Here is a 13,602-nt window from a genome sequence, read left to right as displayed (position 1 = left end):
TTTCTTTGGTCCTAGATTTGGAACTTTTGAACCCGGCACTAAAAAACTATCTCTACCGAAAGAGGAAAGAACTTTTAAATTACGTTTCTTATCTTCTGGTGATGTTATCAATGCCTATATAAATCAAGAAGCTGGTAAGGCGATTCAATCGACTGATAAGCAAGAAATTCTTGGGGATTGGATTTTACGTGGTGTTTTCCAGTTAAAAGAACGAGAAGTCTTAACAGGTCAACGACTCAATGAACTGGAAATCAACGGAATTCGATTGACCAAGTTTAAAAATGGGGAAATAGGCATTGAATTCATCTGGATTGACACCAAAACCCCACCTCACGATGCTATCGGCTGGGTAGCAAAGAAATAAAAAGTCCTGTCACTTTCTCCCATTTAACCTTTGACTATTCTGCAAAATTATCGTACAATAAAGAGTACATGATAAAATGAGGTCAGAGTCTGTTCGCTCTGGCGATAGTAGTAAAAATGAGGAGAAACGCTTTGGAATTAGAAGTATTTGCTGGGCAAGAAAAAAGTGAACTATCTATGATCGAGGTAGCGCGTGCTATCTTGGAACTTCGTGGTCGCGATCATGAGATGCATTTTAGCGATCTTGTAAACGAAATTCAAAACTACCTTGGAACATCAAACAGCGATATCCGCGAAGCTTTGCCTTTGTTCTACACAGAGTTGAACTTTGACGGTAGCTTCATCTCTCTTGGAGACAACAAATGGGGTCTTCGTTCATGGTATGGTGTGGACGAAATCGACGAAGAAATCATCGCTCTTGAAGAAAGTGACGACGATGAAGTAGCACCAAAAGCTAAGAAACAACGTGTCAATGCCTTCATGGATGGTGATTCAGATGCTATTGACTACAATGCCGATGATCCAGAAGACGAGGACGCATACGAAGCAGATCCAGCTCTTTCATACGATGATGAAAATCCAGATGATGAGAAGAATGAAGTGGAAGCTTACGATGCAGAAATCAACGAAATCGCTCCTGATGACTTGGGCGAAGACGTGGATCTTAACGAAGAAGACGACGAGTTCTCAGACGATGATGCTGAAACGAGTGAAGAAGAGTAAAAGACTTCACAGAGGAGATCGCCTGATCTCCTTTTTTGTTGCTTGGGCAAAGTAGTTGAGTGATACATCCGTTTGGATGTAGATCTTTAGTTGGTTTTCTGAAAGCGATCTTCTTATTTTCAGGTTTTACCGATTCGGATTGACAAATGTTCTGCTTTGAGGTATTATATTGTTCGGGCACCTCTTTTAGAGGTCGGGGCTCCCTAGTTACTAGGGAGCTATTTTTGTTTTTTCAGGAAGTTTTTCTTGAAAAGTCGTTATTCATAAGGGTCTTGTTTTCTATGTCCCCTCGTAGTTAACAAGACCTTGAGCATTTTAGAAAGAGGAATCTATGTCTACGAAATATATTTTTGTAACTGGTGGTGTGGTATCGTCTATTGGGAAAGGGATTGTCGCAGCAAGTCTAGGCCGTCTCTTGAAAAATCGTGGTTTAAAAGTAACCATTCAAAAGTTTGACCCTTATATCAACATCGATCCGGGAACCATGAGTCCTTACCAGCACGGGGAAGTCTTTGTGACTGATGATGGAGCTGAAACAGATTTGGACTTGGGTCACTATGAACGTTTCATCGATATCAACCTCAACAAATATTCCAACGTGACAACTGGTAAAATCTACAGTGAAGTTCTTCGTAAGGAACGCCGTGGCGAGTACCTTGGGGCAACTGTTCAAGTCATTCCTCATATCACAGATGCTTTGAAAGAAAAAATCAAGCGTGCTGCTCTAACGACCGACTCTGATGTCATTATCACAGAGGTTGGTGGAACCGTTGGAGATATCGAGTCCTTGCCATTTCTAGAGGCTCTTCGTCAGATGAAGGCAGATGTGGGTGCAGATAATGTCATGTACATCCATACAACCTTGCTTCCATATCTCAAGGCTGCTGGTGAGATGAAGACCAAGCCAACTCAGCATTCAGTAAAAGAATTGCGCGGTTTGGGAATCCAGCCAAATATGTTGGTCATTCGTACAGAAAAACCAGCTGGTCAAGGAATTAAAAATAAACTAGCTCAGTTCTGTGACGTGGCTCCAGAAGCTGTTATCGAGTCTTTGGATGTCGAACACCTTTACCAAATTCCATTGAACTTGCAGGCACAAGGTATGGACCAGATTGTCTGTGACCACTTGAAATTAGATGCACCAGCAGCGGATATGACAGAGTGGTCAGCTATGGTGGATAAGGTCATGAACCTCAAGAAACAGGTCAAAATTTCCCTCGTTGGTAAGTATGTGGAGTTGCAAGATGCCTACATCTCAGTGGTCGAAGCCTTGAAACACTCTGGATATGCTAACGACGCAGAAGTGAAGATCAATTGGATTAATGCCAATGATGTGACAGCAGAGAATGTAGCAGAAATCTTGTCTGATGCAGATGGAATCATCGTACCAGGTGGTTTTGGTCAACGTGGTACTGAAGGGAAAATCCAAGCCATTCGCTATGCGCGTGAAAATGATGTTCCAATGTTGGGTGTCTGCTTGGGAATGCAGTTGACTTGTATCGAGTTTGCTCGTCACGTTTTAGGGCTTGAAGGTGCTAATTCTGCAGAGCTTGCACCAGAAACAAAATACCCTATCATTGATATCATGCGTGATCAGATTGACGTTGAGGATATGGGTGGAACCCTTCGTTTGGGACTTTATCCATCTAAGTTGAAACGTGGCTCTAAGGCAGCAGCTGCATATCACAATCAAGAAGTGGTGCAACGCCGTCACCGTCACCGCTATGAGTTTAACAACGCCTTCCGTGAGCAGTTTGAGGCAGCAGGATTTGTCTTCTCAGGAGTTTCTCCAGATAATCGTTTGGTAGAAATTGTCGAAATTCCTGAAAATAAATTCTTTGTAGCTTGTCAGTATCACCCTGAACTTTCCAGCCGTCCAAACCGTCCAGAAGAACTCTACACTGCCTTTGTTACTGCAGCAGTTGAAAATAGTAACTAGTTATCTTCTAATCTCTGAGAATAATCTCAGAGGTTTTTTGCTTGCATATTTAGGATAAGATTTGCAAAAAAAATAGATAGTGATATAATTAACATAATAAATCCTAAGGAGGAACTACAATGAAAAAAATCACACTATTTGGTTTGTCTCTAGCAGGTCTAGCTTTACTGACTTTTCCTCATTCAGGGCAGGCATTTGAGCTTAAAGAAGAATGGGTTATTAAGTGTGGAGTGCAGTATCAAGATGGCAAGATTCTTCGTTTTAACAATGGTCATGAAGTGGATATTAAAGTCTTGGATTTGCCAAAAACCGAGAAAATCGAGTGGACGGTTAGTCTCAATGGTCAAGATCAGACTGTCAATTTCCTAGGTCAAGAAAAGGACAAGTCTATGATTGGTGTAGAGGGGCGTTACCTGAATTTCTATGTTCCATATGGCTATAGAGGAGATATCAAGTTAGAAGCCAAGAGTGGAAATGAAGTAAAGACCTGGTCAACGAAAGTGGTTGACGATGTACATCATGAAGGTGGAAAGAGAGGCTACTACCGTATTAACGAATCAAATGATCAATACACTTACCTTGATGCTAAATGGGACTATCAAACCAAGACTTACACTGCCACCTTACCAGAGACTGTCAATGGTCAAAAACTCTTTGCTTGGGCAGACTATGATAATGGTGAGTTGAAGCTTGAAAAACTAAGAACTATCAGTCATAAATATGATAATGGAGGATCTTTCAAAGAACTTTATCCGATTGTAAAAGCAGAAGGATGGCTAAAATCAAACCAAAACTGGTACTATCAAAAACAAGGTCAATTAGTGCAGAGCGATTGGGTTTATGATAAGGGAACTTGGTACTTTATGAATGATAAAGGAGTCATGTTCAATCAAACTTGGCTTTATCAAGGTAGCAACTGGTATGCCTTTAAATCATCAGGAGCTATGATTGCTAGTGATTGGCTTTATGATCAAGGTAAGTGGTACTATTTATCAACTTCAGGAGCTATGAAAGCAAGCACTTGGGTTTATGACAAGGGAGAATGGTATTATGTAAGTTCTTCTGGTGCCATGCTAGCGAATGATTGGGTCAAAGATAATGGCAAGTGGTATTATCTAGCTTCATCAGGTAAGATGCTTCGCAATACCTACACACCTGATGGTTACTACGTTGGCAACTCAGGCGCCTGGCAATAAGAATCAGAAGTTCACTTTCCTCACCGAGGGAGGTGATTTTCCTTGCTCCTATACGGCTTCCCTATTTGTCCTAGAGCCCTTTTTGTGTTACAATGAATGGTATGAAAGCTAAGAAATTATGGATGACTGGCTTGACTGTGGCTGGTCTAAGTGCCCTCGTTTTGGGTGCCAAAAAAGCAGCAGATAACCACAAACTGATGAAGACTCAAGAAGAGTTGACCGCTATCGTGCGCGAACTTTTCTCAGATATGGGTGAGATTGCGACTCTCTATGTTCAAGTCTACGAAAGTAGTCTAGAGCGACTTGTCGGAGGAGTCATTTTCGAGGATGGTCGTCATTACACCTTTGTCTATGAAAATGAAGATCTGGTCTATGAGGAGGAAGTCTTATGATACAACCTACAAGTTTAGAAGAATTGGCATCTTTAGTAGAAAAAGATGGCAAGAAAGTCTTCCTTTTTGTGGCAGACTGGTGTGGCGATTGTCGTTATATCTATCCTGCCTTGCCAGAGATTGAGGAGACCAATCCAGAGTTCACCTTTGTTCGAGTGGACCGGGACCAGTATCTGGATCTGGCCAAACTCTGGGATGTTTACGGGATTCCTAGCCTTGTTGTTCTAGAAAAGGACAAGGAAATCGGCCGATTTGTCAATCGTGACCGTAAAAGCAAGCAACAAATTAATGACTTTTTAGCAGGACTGAAATAGGAGAAAAAGGAAACAATGATTTTTACATATAATAAAGAGCATGTCGGCGATGTCCTTATGATCATCGTGAAAAACAGCGGAGATGCCAAGTTGGACGTGGAGCGCAAAGGCAAGGTAGCCCGTGTTTTCCTCAAAGAAAATGGAGAAACAGTAGCTTGGAATATTTTCGAAGTTTCAAGTTTGTTTGAAATTGCAGAGCGCGGTCAAGTCTTTTTATCAGATGAGCAAGTGGAACGTTTGAACCAAGAATTGCAGACGGAAGGCTTTGCAGAAGAGATTGTCAATGACAAAGAACCTAAGTTTGTCGTCGGTGAGATTGTTGAGATGGTAGCTCACCCAGATAGCGATCACCTTAACATCTGCCAAGTTGCAGTCGCAAGTGACAAGACAGTGAAAATCGTTGCAGGGGCTCCTAATGCGCGTGTTGGGTTGAAAACTATTGTCGCTCTTCCTGGAGCAATGATGCCAAAAGGCAATCTCATTTTCCCAGGCGAACTTCGTGGCGAAAAGAGTTTTGGAATGATGTGCAGCCCTCGTGAATTGCATCTGCCAAACGCTCCGCAAAAACGTGGGGTTATTGAATTATCAGAAGACCAAGTTGTTGGAACTCCATTTGACCCAGCCAAACACTGGACTGCCTAGGAAGTTGTCAGTATCTGTCTCGCTAGTATAGAAGGAAATAAGATGGCAAAAAATGTTGTGATTACAGGGGCGACCTCAGGAATCGGTGAAGCGATTGCGCGTGCTTATCTGAATCAGGGTGAGAATGTCGTCCTAACTGGGCGACGGACAGACAGACTAGAAGCCCTCAAGTCAGAGTTTGCAGAAACGTTTCCAAATCAAACAGTTTGGACCTTTTCACTAGATGTGACGGATATGACCATGGTGAAGTCTGTCTGTTCCGATATTCTAGAAACGATAGGTCAGATTGATATCTTGGTCAATAACGCTGGACTAGCTCTTGGCTTGGCTCCCTATCAAGACTATGAGGAGTTGGATATGCTGACCATGTTGGATACCAATGTCAAAGGTTTGATGGCAGTCACTAGTTCCTTCTTGCCTTCCATGGTTGCAGCAAATCAAGGTCATATCATCAATATGGGCTCCACTGCAGGAATCTACGCTTACGCTGGTGCAGCAGTTTATTCAGCCACCAAGGCTGCTGTCAAGACTTTTTCAGATGGGCTTCGGATTGATACGATTGCAACGGACATCAAGGTGACAACCATTCAACCGGGGATTGTTGAAACAGATTTTTCTACAGTACGTTTTCATGGTGACAAAGAGCGAGCTGCTACCGTCTATCAGGGAATTGAGGCCTTGCAAGCTCAGGATATTGCAGATACAGTGGTCTATGTGACCAGTCAGCCCCGTCGTGTGCAGATTACAGATATGACCATTATGGCCAATCAACAGGCGACTGGATTTATGGTTCATAAAAAGTAAAAAATTTTCCTCGAAAGTTACAAATTTCTGTAACTTTTTTTGATTTCCTGCGAATAGATAAGTAGGAGGATGAAAAATGTATAATAAAGTTATCATGATTGGGCGCTTGACGTCTACACCAGAATTGCACAAAACCAACAATGACAAGTCAGTAGCGCGTGCAACGATTGCTGTGAACCGTCGTTACAAAGACCAAAATGGGGAACGTGAAGCCGACTTTGTCAATCTGGTTCTTTGGGGGAAATTGGCTGAAACCTTGGCAAGCTACGCAACCAAAGGTAGTCTCATTTCCGTTGATGGGGAGTTGCGTACCCGTCGCTTTGAGAAAAATGGTCAGACCAACTATGTGACCGAAGTTCTCGTGACAGGATTCCAACTCTTGGAAAGTCGTGCCCAACGTGCCATGCGTGAAAATAACGCAGGTCAGGATTTGGCGGATTTGGTTTTGGAAGAGGAGGAATTGCCATTTTAAGCATAGAAAAGCCTGAGTCAATCTTAGGCTTTTTTATCTTGAGAAAGTCAGACTTTTTTCTTGACTATTTCTGACCAAGTGATACAATAGAACTATGATTTAGCACTCAGATATAAAGAGTGCTAATAATATGTATTTCATCATGGAGGAAAGCAAATGTTGAAACCATTAGGAGACCGTGTGGTCTTGAAAGTCGAAGAAAAAGAACAAACTGTTGGAGGTTTTGTCCTCGCAGGCTCAGCCCAAGAAAAAACCAAAACAGCCCAAGTTATAGCTACAGGACAAGGTGTTCGTACCTTGAATGGTGACTTGGTTGCTCCAAGCGTTAAGGCTGGAGACCGTGTCTTAGTTGAAGCACATGCAGGTCTTGATGTCAAAGATGGAGATGAAAAGTATATCATCGTTGGTGAAGCTAACATCTTGGCAATCATTGAAGAATAGAAGGAGAAAGTAAGTATGTCAAAAGAAATTAAATTTTCATCTGATGCTCGTTCAGCTATGGTTCGTGGCGTTGATATTCTAGCAGATACTGTTAAAGTAACTTTGGGACCTAAAGGTCGTAACGTTGTGTTGGAAAAATCATTCGGTTCACCGCTCATCACCAACGACGGGGTGACTATTGCCAAAGAAATCGAGTTGGAAGACCATTTTGAAAATATGGGTGCCAAGTTGGTATCAGAAGTCGCTTCAAAAACCAATGATATCGCAGGTGACGGAACGACAACTGCAACAGTCTTAACTCAAGCCATCGTACGTGAAGGAATCAAAAACGTTACTGCTGGTGCCAATCCAATCGGTATCCGTCGGGGGATTGAAGCAGCGGTTGCCGCAGCTGTAGAAGCCTTGAAAAACAATGCCATCCCTGTTGCAAATAAAGAAGCCATCGCTCAGGTTGCCGCTGTATCTTCTCGTTCTGAAAAAGTCGGTGAATACATCTCTGAAGCTATGGAAAAAGTGGGCAAGGACGGAGTCATCACTATCGAAGAGTCACGCGGTATGGAAACAGAACTTGAAGTCGTAGAAGGAATGCAGTTTGACCGCGGTTACCTTTCACAGTACATGGTGACAGATAGCGAAAAGATGGTGGCTGACCTTGAAAATCCATACATCTTGATTACCGACAAGAAGATTTCCAATATCCAAGAAATCTTGCCGCTTCTAGAAAGCATTCTCCAAAGCAATCGTCCGCTCTTGATTATTGCAGATGATGTGGATGGCGAAGCTCTTCCGACTCTTGTATTGAACAAGATTCGTGGAACCTTCAATGTCGTAGCTGTTAAAGCACCTGGCTTTGGTGACCGTCGTAAGGCTATGTTAGAAGACATCGCTATCTTGACAGGCGGAACAGTCATCACAGAAGATCTTGGTCTTGAGTTGAAAGACGCTACTATTGAGGCGCTTGGTCAAGCTGCTAGAGTGACTGTGGACAAAGATAGCACGGTTATCGTAGAAGGTGCTGGAAATCCTGAAGCTATTTCTCACCGTGTTGCAGTTATCAAGTCTCAAATTGAAACTACAACTTCTGAATTCGACCGTGAAAAACTCCAAGAACGCTTGGCTAAATTGTCAGGTGGTGTCGCAGTGATCAAGGTCGGAGCTGCAACTGAAACTGAGTTGAAAGAAATGAAACTCCGCATCGAAGATGCCCTTAACGCTACTCGTGCAGCCGTTGAAGAAGGAATCGTTGCAGGTGGTGGAACTGCTCTTGCCAATGTCATTCCAGCCGTAGCTGCCTTGGAATTGGCAGGTGATGAAGCAACAGGACGCAATATTGTTCTCCGTGCCTTGGAAGAACCTGTTCGTCAAATCGCCCACAATGCAGGATTCGAAGGGTCTATCGTTATCGATCGTTTGAAAAATGCTGAGCTTGGTACAGGATTCAACGCAGCAACTGGCGAGTGGGTTAATATGATTGAAGAGGGGATTATCGACCCAGTTAAGGTTAGCCGTTCTGCCCTTCAAAATGCAGCATCTGTAGCCAGCTTGATTTTGACTACAGAAGCAGTCGTAGCCAATAAACCAGAACCAGTATCCCCAGCTCCAGCCATGGATCCAAGCATGATGGGCGGGATGATGTAAGCTTTCTATACTAAGCAATTCATAAGAAACACAAAAGGAGGGAATGTCTATCTCTCCTTTTTATGATATTCACTTCTAAATAGATTTGAGCTCTCCTAACTTATATGATAAAATAAGACTAGAAGAAGGAGAAGAACATGATCGATGTAGAAGAAATTCTGAGCAAGATGAATCCCAATCAGAAGATTAATTATGACCGTGTCATGCAGAAAATGGTTCAGGTTTGGGAGAAGAATGAGCAACGTCCAACTATTCTCATGCATGTTTGCTGTGCTCCTTGTAGTACCTACACTCTCGAGTATCTGACCAAGTACGCTGATGTGACCATCTATTTTGCCAATTCCAATATCCATCCCAAGGTAGAATACCACAAGCGGGCCTATGTCACCAAGAAATTTGTCAGTGATTTCAATGAGCGAACAGGAAATACGGTTCAGTACCTAGAAGCTCCCTATGAACCCAATGAATACCGGAAGTTAGTCAGAGGACTGGAAGAAGAACCCGAAGGTGGCGACCGTTGCAAGGTTTGTTTTGACTACCGTTTGGACAAAACAGCACAGGTAGCTATGGACTTGGGTTTTGACTACTTTGGTTCAGCCTTGACCATCAGTCCCCATAAGAATTCTCAAACCATCAACAGCATCGGAATTGATGTGCAAAAGATTTATACCACCCACTATCTTCCAAGTGATTTCAAGAAAAATCAAGGCTACAAGCGTTCAGTGGAGATGTGCGAGGAGTATGATATCTATCGTCAATGTTATTGTGGATGCGTCTATGCAGCTCAAGCTCAGAATATTGATCTTGTTCAGGTTAAAAAGGATGCCACGGCTTTCTTGTTGGATAAGGATGTTGAAAAAGACTACTCCCACATAAAGTTTACTGTCACTAAATTAGATATATAGCAATCAACCTAGCTGAAAAGCTGGGTTTTTCAAATAAAAAACCAGGGCTTTCACCCCGGTTTGACAACTTTACCGATTCTTTAGTTCTATGTAGCGTTTGTACCAAATGTTGACATAGGCCTCTGAGAAAGGACCGCGTCCATTGTTAATCCAATCAACAAGGATTTTAACATGCTCTTTCAAAATATAGTCTAAATCATCAGAATACTTCATTTTGCGTTTATGGCGCTCATACTCTTCAACGTCCAAGAGACGCTTTTCACCATCAGTGAAGACCTTGACATCCAAATCGTAATCAATGTATTTCAGGGCTTCCTCATCTAGATAGTAAGGGCTGGCCATATTGCAATAGTAGGAAATCCCATTATCGCGAATCATAGCAATGATATTAAACCAATATTTTTTGTGAAAGTAAACAATAGCCGGTTCTCGTGTCACCCAACGACGACCGTCACTTTCGGTAACAAGTGTGTGGTCGTTGACGCCGATAATGGCGTTCTCTGTTGTTTTTAGTACCATGGTGTCCCGCCAAGTACGGTGAAGACTCCCATCATGCTTATAACTTTGAATTGTAATAAAGTCGCCTTCTTTTGGAAGTTTCATAACTAACCAACTTTCTACAATTTATAAGTTTATTGTTTACTATTATATCATAAATCGGTCTAATTTTTTTGAATTTTACACGAAAATATTAAAGATATTCTCTGAGAGCGCTAGCTATATCCGAAAAATCATAGCCTTTTCGAGCTAAAACTTGGGTTAAACGCTGTTTAAGTTCGTATCCTTCATACTTTCGAGCATACTTAGCATATTGTTTGTCTAGCTCTTTAAAAATGAGTTCTTGAGTCGTTTCTTGGTCGACTTGACTATCCAAGTCATCAAAGGCACTTTTAGCATCAGCATAGGAGAATCCCTTGTTCGTCAAGTTTTGGATAATCTTTTCCTGCAAAGCACGAGCAGGAAGCTTTCCGGTGTATTTTTTAAGCAGTTTCTCAGCTACACGTTGAGCAACTTCTGTATAGTCAAAATCCTTTAGAACACCTTCAATAGTTGATTTAGCAACTCCTTTTTGAGTTAGTTTTTGAGTTAGTAAATAGGGTCCTTTATCTCCAGAAAGTTGATTGGCATTTATGATGGAATAAGCATACTGACGGTCATTAATCCAGTTATCTTCTTTTAGATTAGCGATAACTTGACTAGCGATTGTATCTTCAATATCATACTTGTCCAGATACTCTCGCACTTCTTTTTCAGTACGGACCTTGAAGGATAGATGGTAGAGAGCAAGATTTTTACCATAAGAAAACTGGGAAAAATCCTGAATCTCGGTCAGTTCCTCTTTACTAATGACTTTATCTCGAGACAGCATGAAACGGACAATGGTATCTTCAGTGATATAAGAGGTTTGCTGATGATCTAGCTCCATCAGGTAGAGGCGTTTTTTCTTTTCAAGTTTTGTGATTTTCATGGTTTACCTTTTATCCAAATGCTTCAAAGGCAGCAACGAGTCGAAGTTTGTTTGTGTCGACCTCTTCTCTGCCGTAATAGTCAAGAAACAGTTCAGCGTATTTAGGGTTATCTAGGTTATAGTTTAGAGACCAAACTGCCCAAAAGAGATCGATATGACGATCACTAAAATCAGCCAAGCCCAGATCAATAAAGCAAGAGAAACGGCTAGCATCTTTTAGAATAAAGTTTGGTAGACAGGCATCACCGTGAATAAAGGCATCAGTCTTTAAAAGGTGTCCTTGTTCTTGGATGAGTTGGAAGGCCTCTTCGCGACTATTAATCTGAAATTGGGGTAGGAGGGCCTTGGCATAGAACTCGCCTTTTTCATAGTTTTTCAAAGCTCTGTCTTTATAGGTTTGTAAATGATTTTCTGATGGAAAATTGTGTGGGTGTAAGTTGTGAAGTTTTTTAAGTGCATGTGCCATGGTTCGGCAAATTGTTTCTGGCTGATCCAGAAAGGCAAGGGCATCTTTGCCAGGCGCTTCTTTTGTTAAAAGGTAGTCTTTATCTGTAGATAAGTAGTCGATAACTGGAGTTCCCAGTCCTTTAGTTTCAAACCACCTTGCAATGGCAGTTTCTCGCTCTAATCTTCTCTTTTGATCAATTTTCAAATAGTAACCTGAATCAAGATAGAGAACCGTTGCGCCTGAATGAGAAGAGCTGTCAGAAAGGGTTGCTCCCTCTATATAAGTTCGTAATTGCTCAGGAAAATCCAATGGGGAAAAATGAGATGTCTTTGTATTCATGGTTTTATTGTAACATATTCTTAACCATTGAGAAACTACGTGGTATAATAGACTTATGAATCTAAAAGTCAAACAAAAAATTCCATTAAAAATTAAGCGTATGGGCATCAATGGTGAGGGAATCGGTTTTTACCAGAAAACCCTCGTTTTTGTGCCAGGTGCTCTCAAGGGAGAAGATATCTATTGTCAGATTACTTCTATTAAACGTAACTTTGTGGAAGCAAAGTTACTCAAAGTTAATAAAAAGTCCAAATTCAGAGTAGTCCCAGCCTGTACCATTTATAACGAATGTGGCGGATGTCAAATTATGCATCTCCACTATGACAAACAGTTAGAGTTTAAAACAGATTTGCTCCACCAAGCCTTGAAAAAATTTGCTCCTGCAGGATATGAAAACTATGAAATCCGTCCAACTATCGGAATGTCAGAACCAAAATATTACAGAGCAAAACTGCAATTTCAAACACGAAAATTCAACAATCAGGTCAAGGCAGGCTTGTATGCACAAAACTCTCATTACCTTGTAGAGTTGAAAGACTGCTTGGTACAAGATAAGGAAACCCAAGTGATTGCGAATCGCATAGCTGAGCTTCTCACTTACCATCAAATTCCCATTACCGATGAGAGAAAAACGCTAGGTGTTCGCACCATCATGGTACGTCGGGCAAGAAAAACTGGACAAGTTCAGATCATCATCGTCACAAATCGCCAGCTTAATTTAAATCAACTAGTACAAGACCTCGTTAAGGATTTTCCAGAGGTTGTGACGGTTGCAGTCAATACAAATACAGCAAAAACAAGTGAAATCTATGGTGAAAAGACAGAAATTATCTGGGGCCAAGAGAGTATTCAAGAAGGAGTACTCGACTATGAGTTTTCTCTCTCCCCTCGAGCCTTCTATCAGCTCAATCCTGAGCAGACTGAAATTCTCTATAGTGAAGCGGTTAAGGCCCTAGATGTTAGTGAAGAAGATCATTTGATTGATGCCTATTGCGGTGTTGGTACGATTGGGTTCGCATTCGCGAAGAAGGTCAAGAGTCTCAGAGGGATGGATATTATCCCAGAAGCCATTGAAGATGCCAAGCGAAATGCTAAAAAAATGGGATTTGACAATACCCATTACGAAGCGGGAACAGCAGAAGAGATTATTCCACGCTGGTATCAAGAAGGCTACCGAGCGGATGCCCTGATAGTTGACCCTCCTCGTACAGGCTTAGATGATAAGCTATTGGATACCATCCTAACCTATGTTCCAGAAAAGATGGTCTATGTATCTTGTAATGTTTCAACCTTAGCACGAGATTTGGTTAAACTTGTGAAAGTATACGACCTCCACTACATTCAGTCAGTCGATATGTTTCCTCACACCGCACGGACAGAGGCGGTCGTGAAGTTGGTGAAACGAAAAAGCTTGTAAGTTCTTTCTAGGGGACTAAAATACTATAGAAGATAGTAATATTTAGGATAACCTCTTCAAAAAATTTATTATAAAAATCAAAAATAAATCTAACAAACCTA

At 41.6% G+C, this 13,602-nt stretch carries 15 protein-coding genes and 1 pseudogene; 13 read left to right on the top strand and 3 right to left on the bottom strand.

Features of this window, described 5'->3' with window-relative positions:
- Position 1 precedes the first annotated feature (1 nt).
- From HMPREF8571_RS11425 to HMPREF8571_RS09780, 12 genes and pseudogenes are all read left to right on the top strand, one after another.
- Positions 2 to 364 (top strand): annotated as a pseudogene (locus HMPREF8571_RS11425) (hypothetical protein); the annotation flags it as partial.
- Between the two features lie 131 nt (positions 365 to 495).
- Entirely contained in the window at positions 496 to 1,086 is a 591-nt protein-coding gene (gene rpoE / locus HMPREF8571_RS09830) for a DNA-directed RNA polymerase subunit delta (RefSeq protein WP_000418420.1), read from the top strand.
- A gap of 331 nt (positions 1,087 to 1,417) precedes the next feature.
- Positions 1,418 to 3,025 (top strand): CTP synthase, encoded by a 1,608-nt coding sequence (locus HMPREF8571_RS09825; protein WP_000105252.1) that lies wholly within the window; start codon positions 1,418 to 1,420, stop codon positions 3,023 to 3,025.
- Positions 3,026 to 3,144: 119 nt separating this feature from the next.
- Complete coding sequence (locus tag HMPREF8571_RS09820; protein ID WP_000724449.1) at positions 3,145 to 4,221, top strand: N-acetylmuramoyl-L-alanine amidase family protein; 1,077 nt, start codon at positions 3,145 to 3,147, stop codon at positions 4,219 to 4,221.
- A gap of 92 nt (positions 4,222 to 4,313) precedes the next feature.
- The gene (locus HMPREF8571_RS09815) at positions 4,314 to 4,613 is read left to right on the top strand and encodes a DUF4651 domain-containing protein (protein ID WP_004240444.1); all 300 of its coding nucleotides are present in this window, start codon (positions 4,314 to 4,316) and stop codon (positions 4,611 to 4,613) included.
- Positions 4,610 to 4,927 carry a thioredoxin family protein gene (locus HMPREF8571_RS09810; RefSeq protein ID WP_000615890.1) on the top strand — a complete coding sequence of 106 codons (318 nt, stop codon included), beginning with the start codon at positions 4,610 to 4,612 and terminating at the stop codon, positions 4,925 to 4,927. The genes HMPREF8571_RS09815 and HMPREF8571_RS09810 overlap by 4 nt, the downstream gene beginning before the upstream one ends.
- 15 nt (positions 4,928 to 4,942) lie before the next feature.
- Positions 4,943 to 5,569 carry a YtpR family tRNA-binding protein gene (gene ytpR, locus HMPREF8571_RS09805; protein WP_000578273.1) on the top strand — a complete coding sequence of 209 codons (627 nt, stop codon included), beginning with the start codon at positions 4,943 to 4,945 and terminating at the stop codon, positions 5,567 to 5,569.
- Positions 5,570 to 5,611: 42 nt separating this feature from the next.
- Positions 5,612 to 6,373, top strand: coding sequence for an SDR family NAD(P)-dependent oxidoreductase (locus tag HMPREF8571_RS09800; RefSeq protein WP_001107798.1), 762 nt, complete (start codon positions 5,612 to 5,614; stop codon positions 6,371 to 6,373).
- Between the two features lie 76 nt (positions 6,374 to 6,449).
- On the top strand, positions 6,450 to 6,845 hold the full coding sequence (locus HMPREF8571_RS09795) for a single-stranded DNA-binding protein (protein WP_000282462.1): 396 nt from the start codon (positions 6,450 to 6,452) through the stop codon (positions 6,843 to 6,845).
- A gap of 156 nt (positions 6,846 to 7,001) precedes the next feature.
- Positions 7,002 to 7,286: a co-chaperone GroES gene (gene groES / locus HMPREF8571_RS09790; protein WP_000917336.1), complete on the top strand. Its 285-nt coding sequence runs from the start codon at positions 7,002 to 7,004 to the stop codon at positions 7,284 to 7,286.
- Between the two features lie 15 nt (positions 7,287 to 7,301).
- On the top strand, positions 7,302 to 8,924 hold the full coding sequence (gene groL / locus HMPREF8571_RS09785) for a chaperonin GroEL (RefSeq protein ID WP_000031552.1): 1,623 nt from the start codon (positions 7,302 to 7,304) through the stop codon (positions 8,922 to 8,924).
- A 137-nt stretch (positions 8,925 to 9,061) separates the two neighbouring features.
- Positions 9,062 to 9,829, top strand: coding sequence for an epoxyqueuosine reductase QueH (locus tag HMPREF8571_RS09780; protein ID WP_000567578.1), 768 nt, complete (start codon positions 9,062 to 9,064; stop codon positions 9,827 to 9,829).
- 69 nt (positions 9,830 to 9,898) lie between these two features.
- On the opposite strand, the gene HMPREF8571_RS09775 is transcribed toward HMPREF8571_RS09780, so the two are convergent.
- The 3 genes from HMPREF8571_RS09775 to HMPREF8571_RS09765 form a co-directional block, all read right to left on the bottom strand.
- The gene (locus HMPREF8571_RS09775) at positions 9,899 to 10,432 is read right to left on the bottom strand and encodes a DUF402 domain-containing protein (RefSeq protein ID WP_000775318.1); all 534 of its coding nucleotides are present in this window, start codon (positions 10,430 to 10,432) and stop codon (positions 9,899 to 9,901) included.
- Between the two features lie 88 nt (positions 10,433 to 10,520).
- Positions 10,521 to 11,297, bottom strand: a complete 777-nt coding sequence (recX, locus tag HMPREF8571_RS09770; protein WP_000705077.1) for a recombination regulator RecX — start codon at positions 11,295 to 11,297, stop codon at positions 10,521 to 10,523.
- Between the two features lie 10 nt (positions 11,298 to 11,307).
- Entirely contained in the window at positions 11,308 to 12,084 is a 777-nt protein-coding gene (locus HMPREF8571_RS09765) for an aminoglycoside 3'-phosphotransferase (protein ID WP_001093505.1), read from the bottom strand.
- 55 nt (positions 12,085 to 12,139) lie between these two features.
- Between HMPREF8571_RS09765 and rlmD the strand changes: the two genes are divergently transcribed.
- Complete coding sequence (rlmD, locus tag HMPREF8571_RS09760; protein ID WP_001050282.1) at positions 12,140 to 13,501, top strand: 23S rRNA (uracil(1939)-C(5))-methyltransferase RlmD; 1,362 nt, start codon at positions 12,140 to 12,142, stop codon at positions 13,499 to 13,501.
- The last annotated feature ends 101 nt before the right edge of the window (positions 13,502 to 13,602 follow it).

It is taken from the genome of Streptococcus mitis ATCC 6249 (assembly GCF_000146585.1).
Lineage (GTDB): Bacteria > Bacillota > Bacilli > Lactobacillales > Streptococcaceae > Streptococcus > Streptococcus mitis_AZ.
Note: the sequence above shows the minus strand (reverse complement) of the source record. Positions and strands in the feature narration are given on the sequence as shown.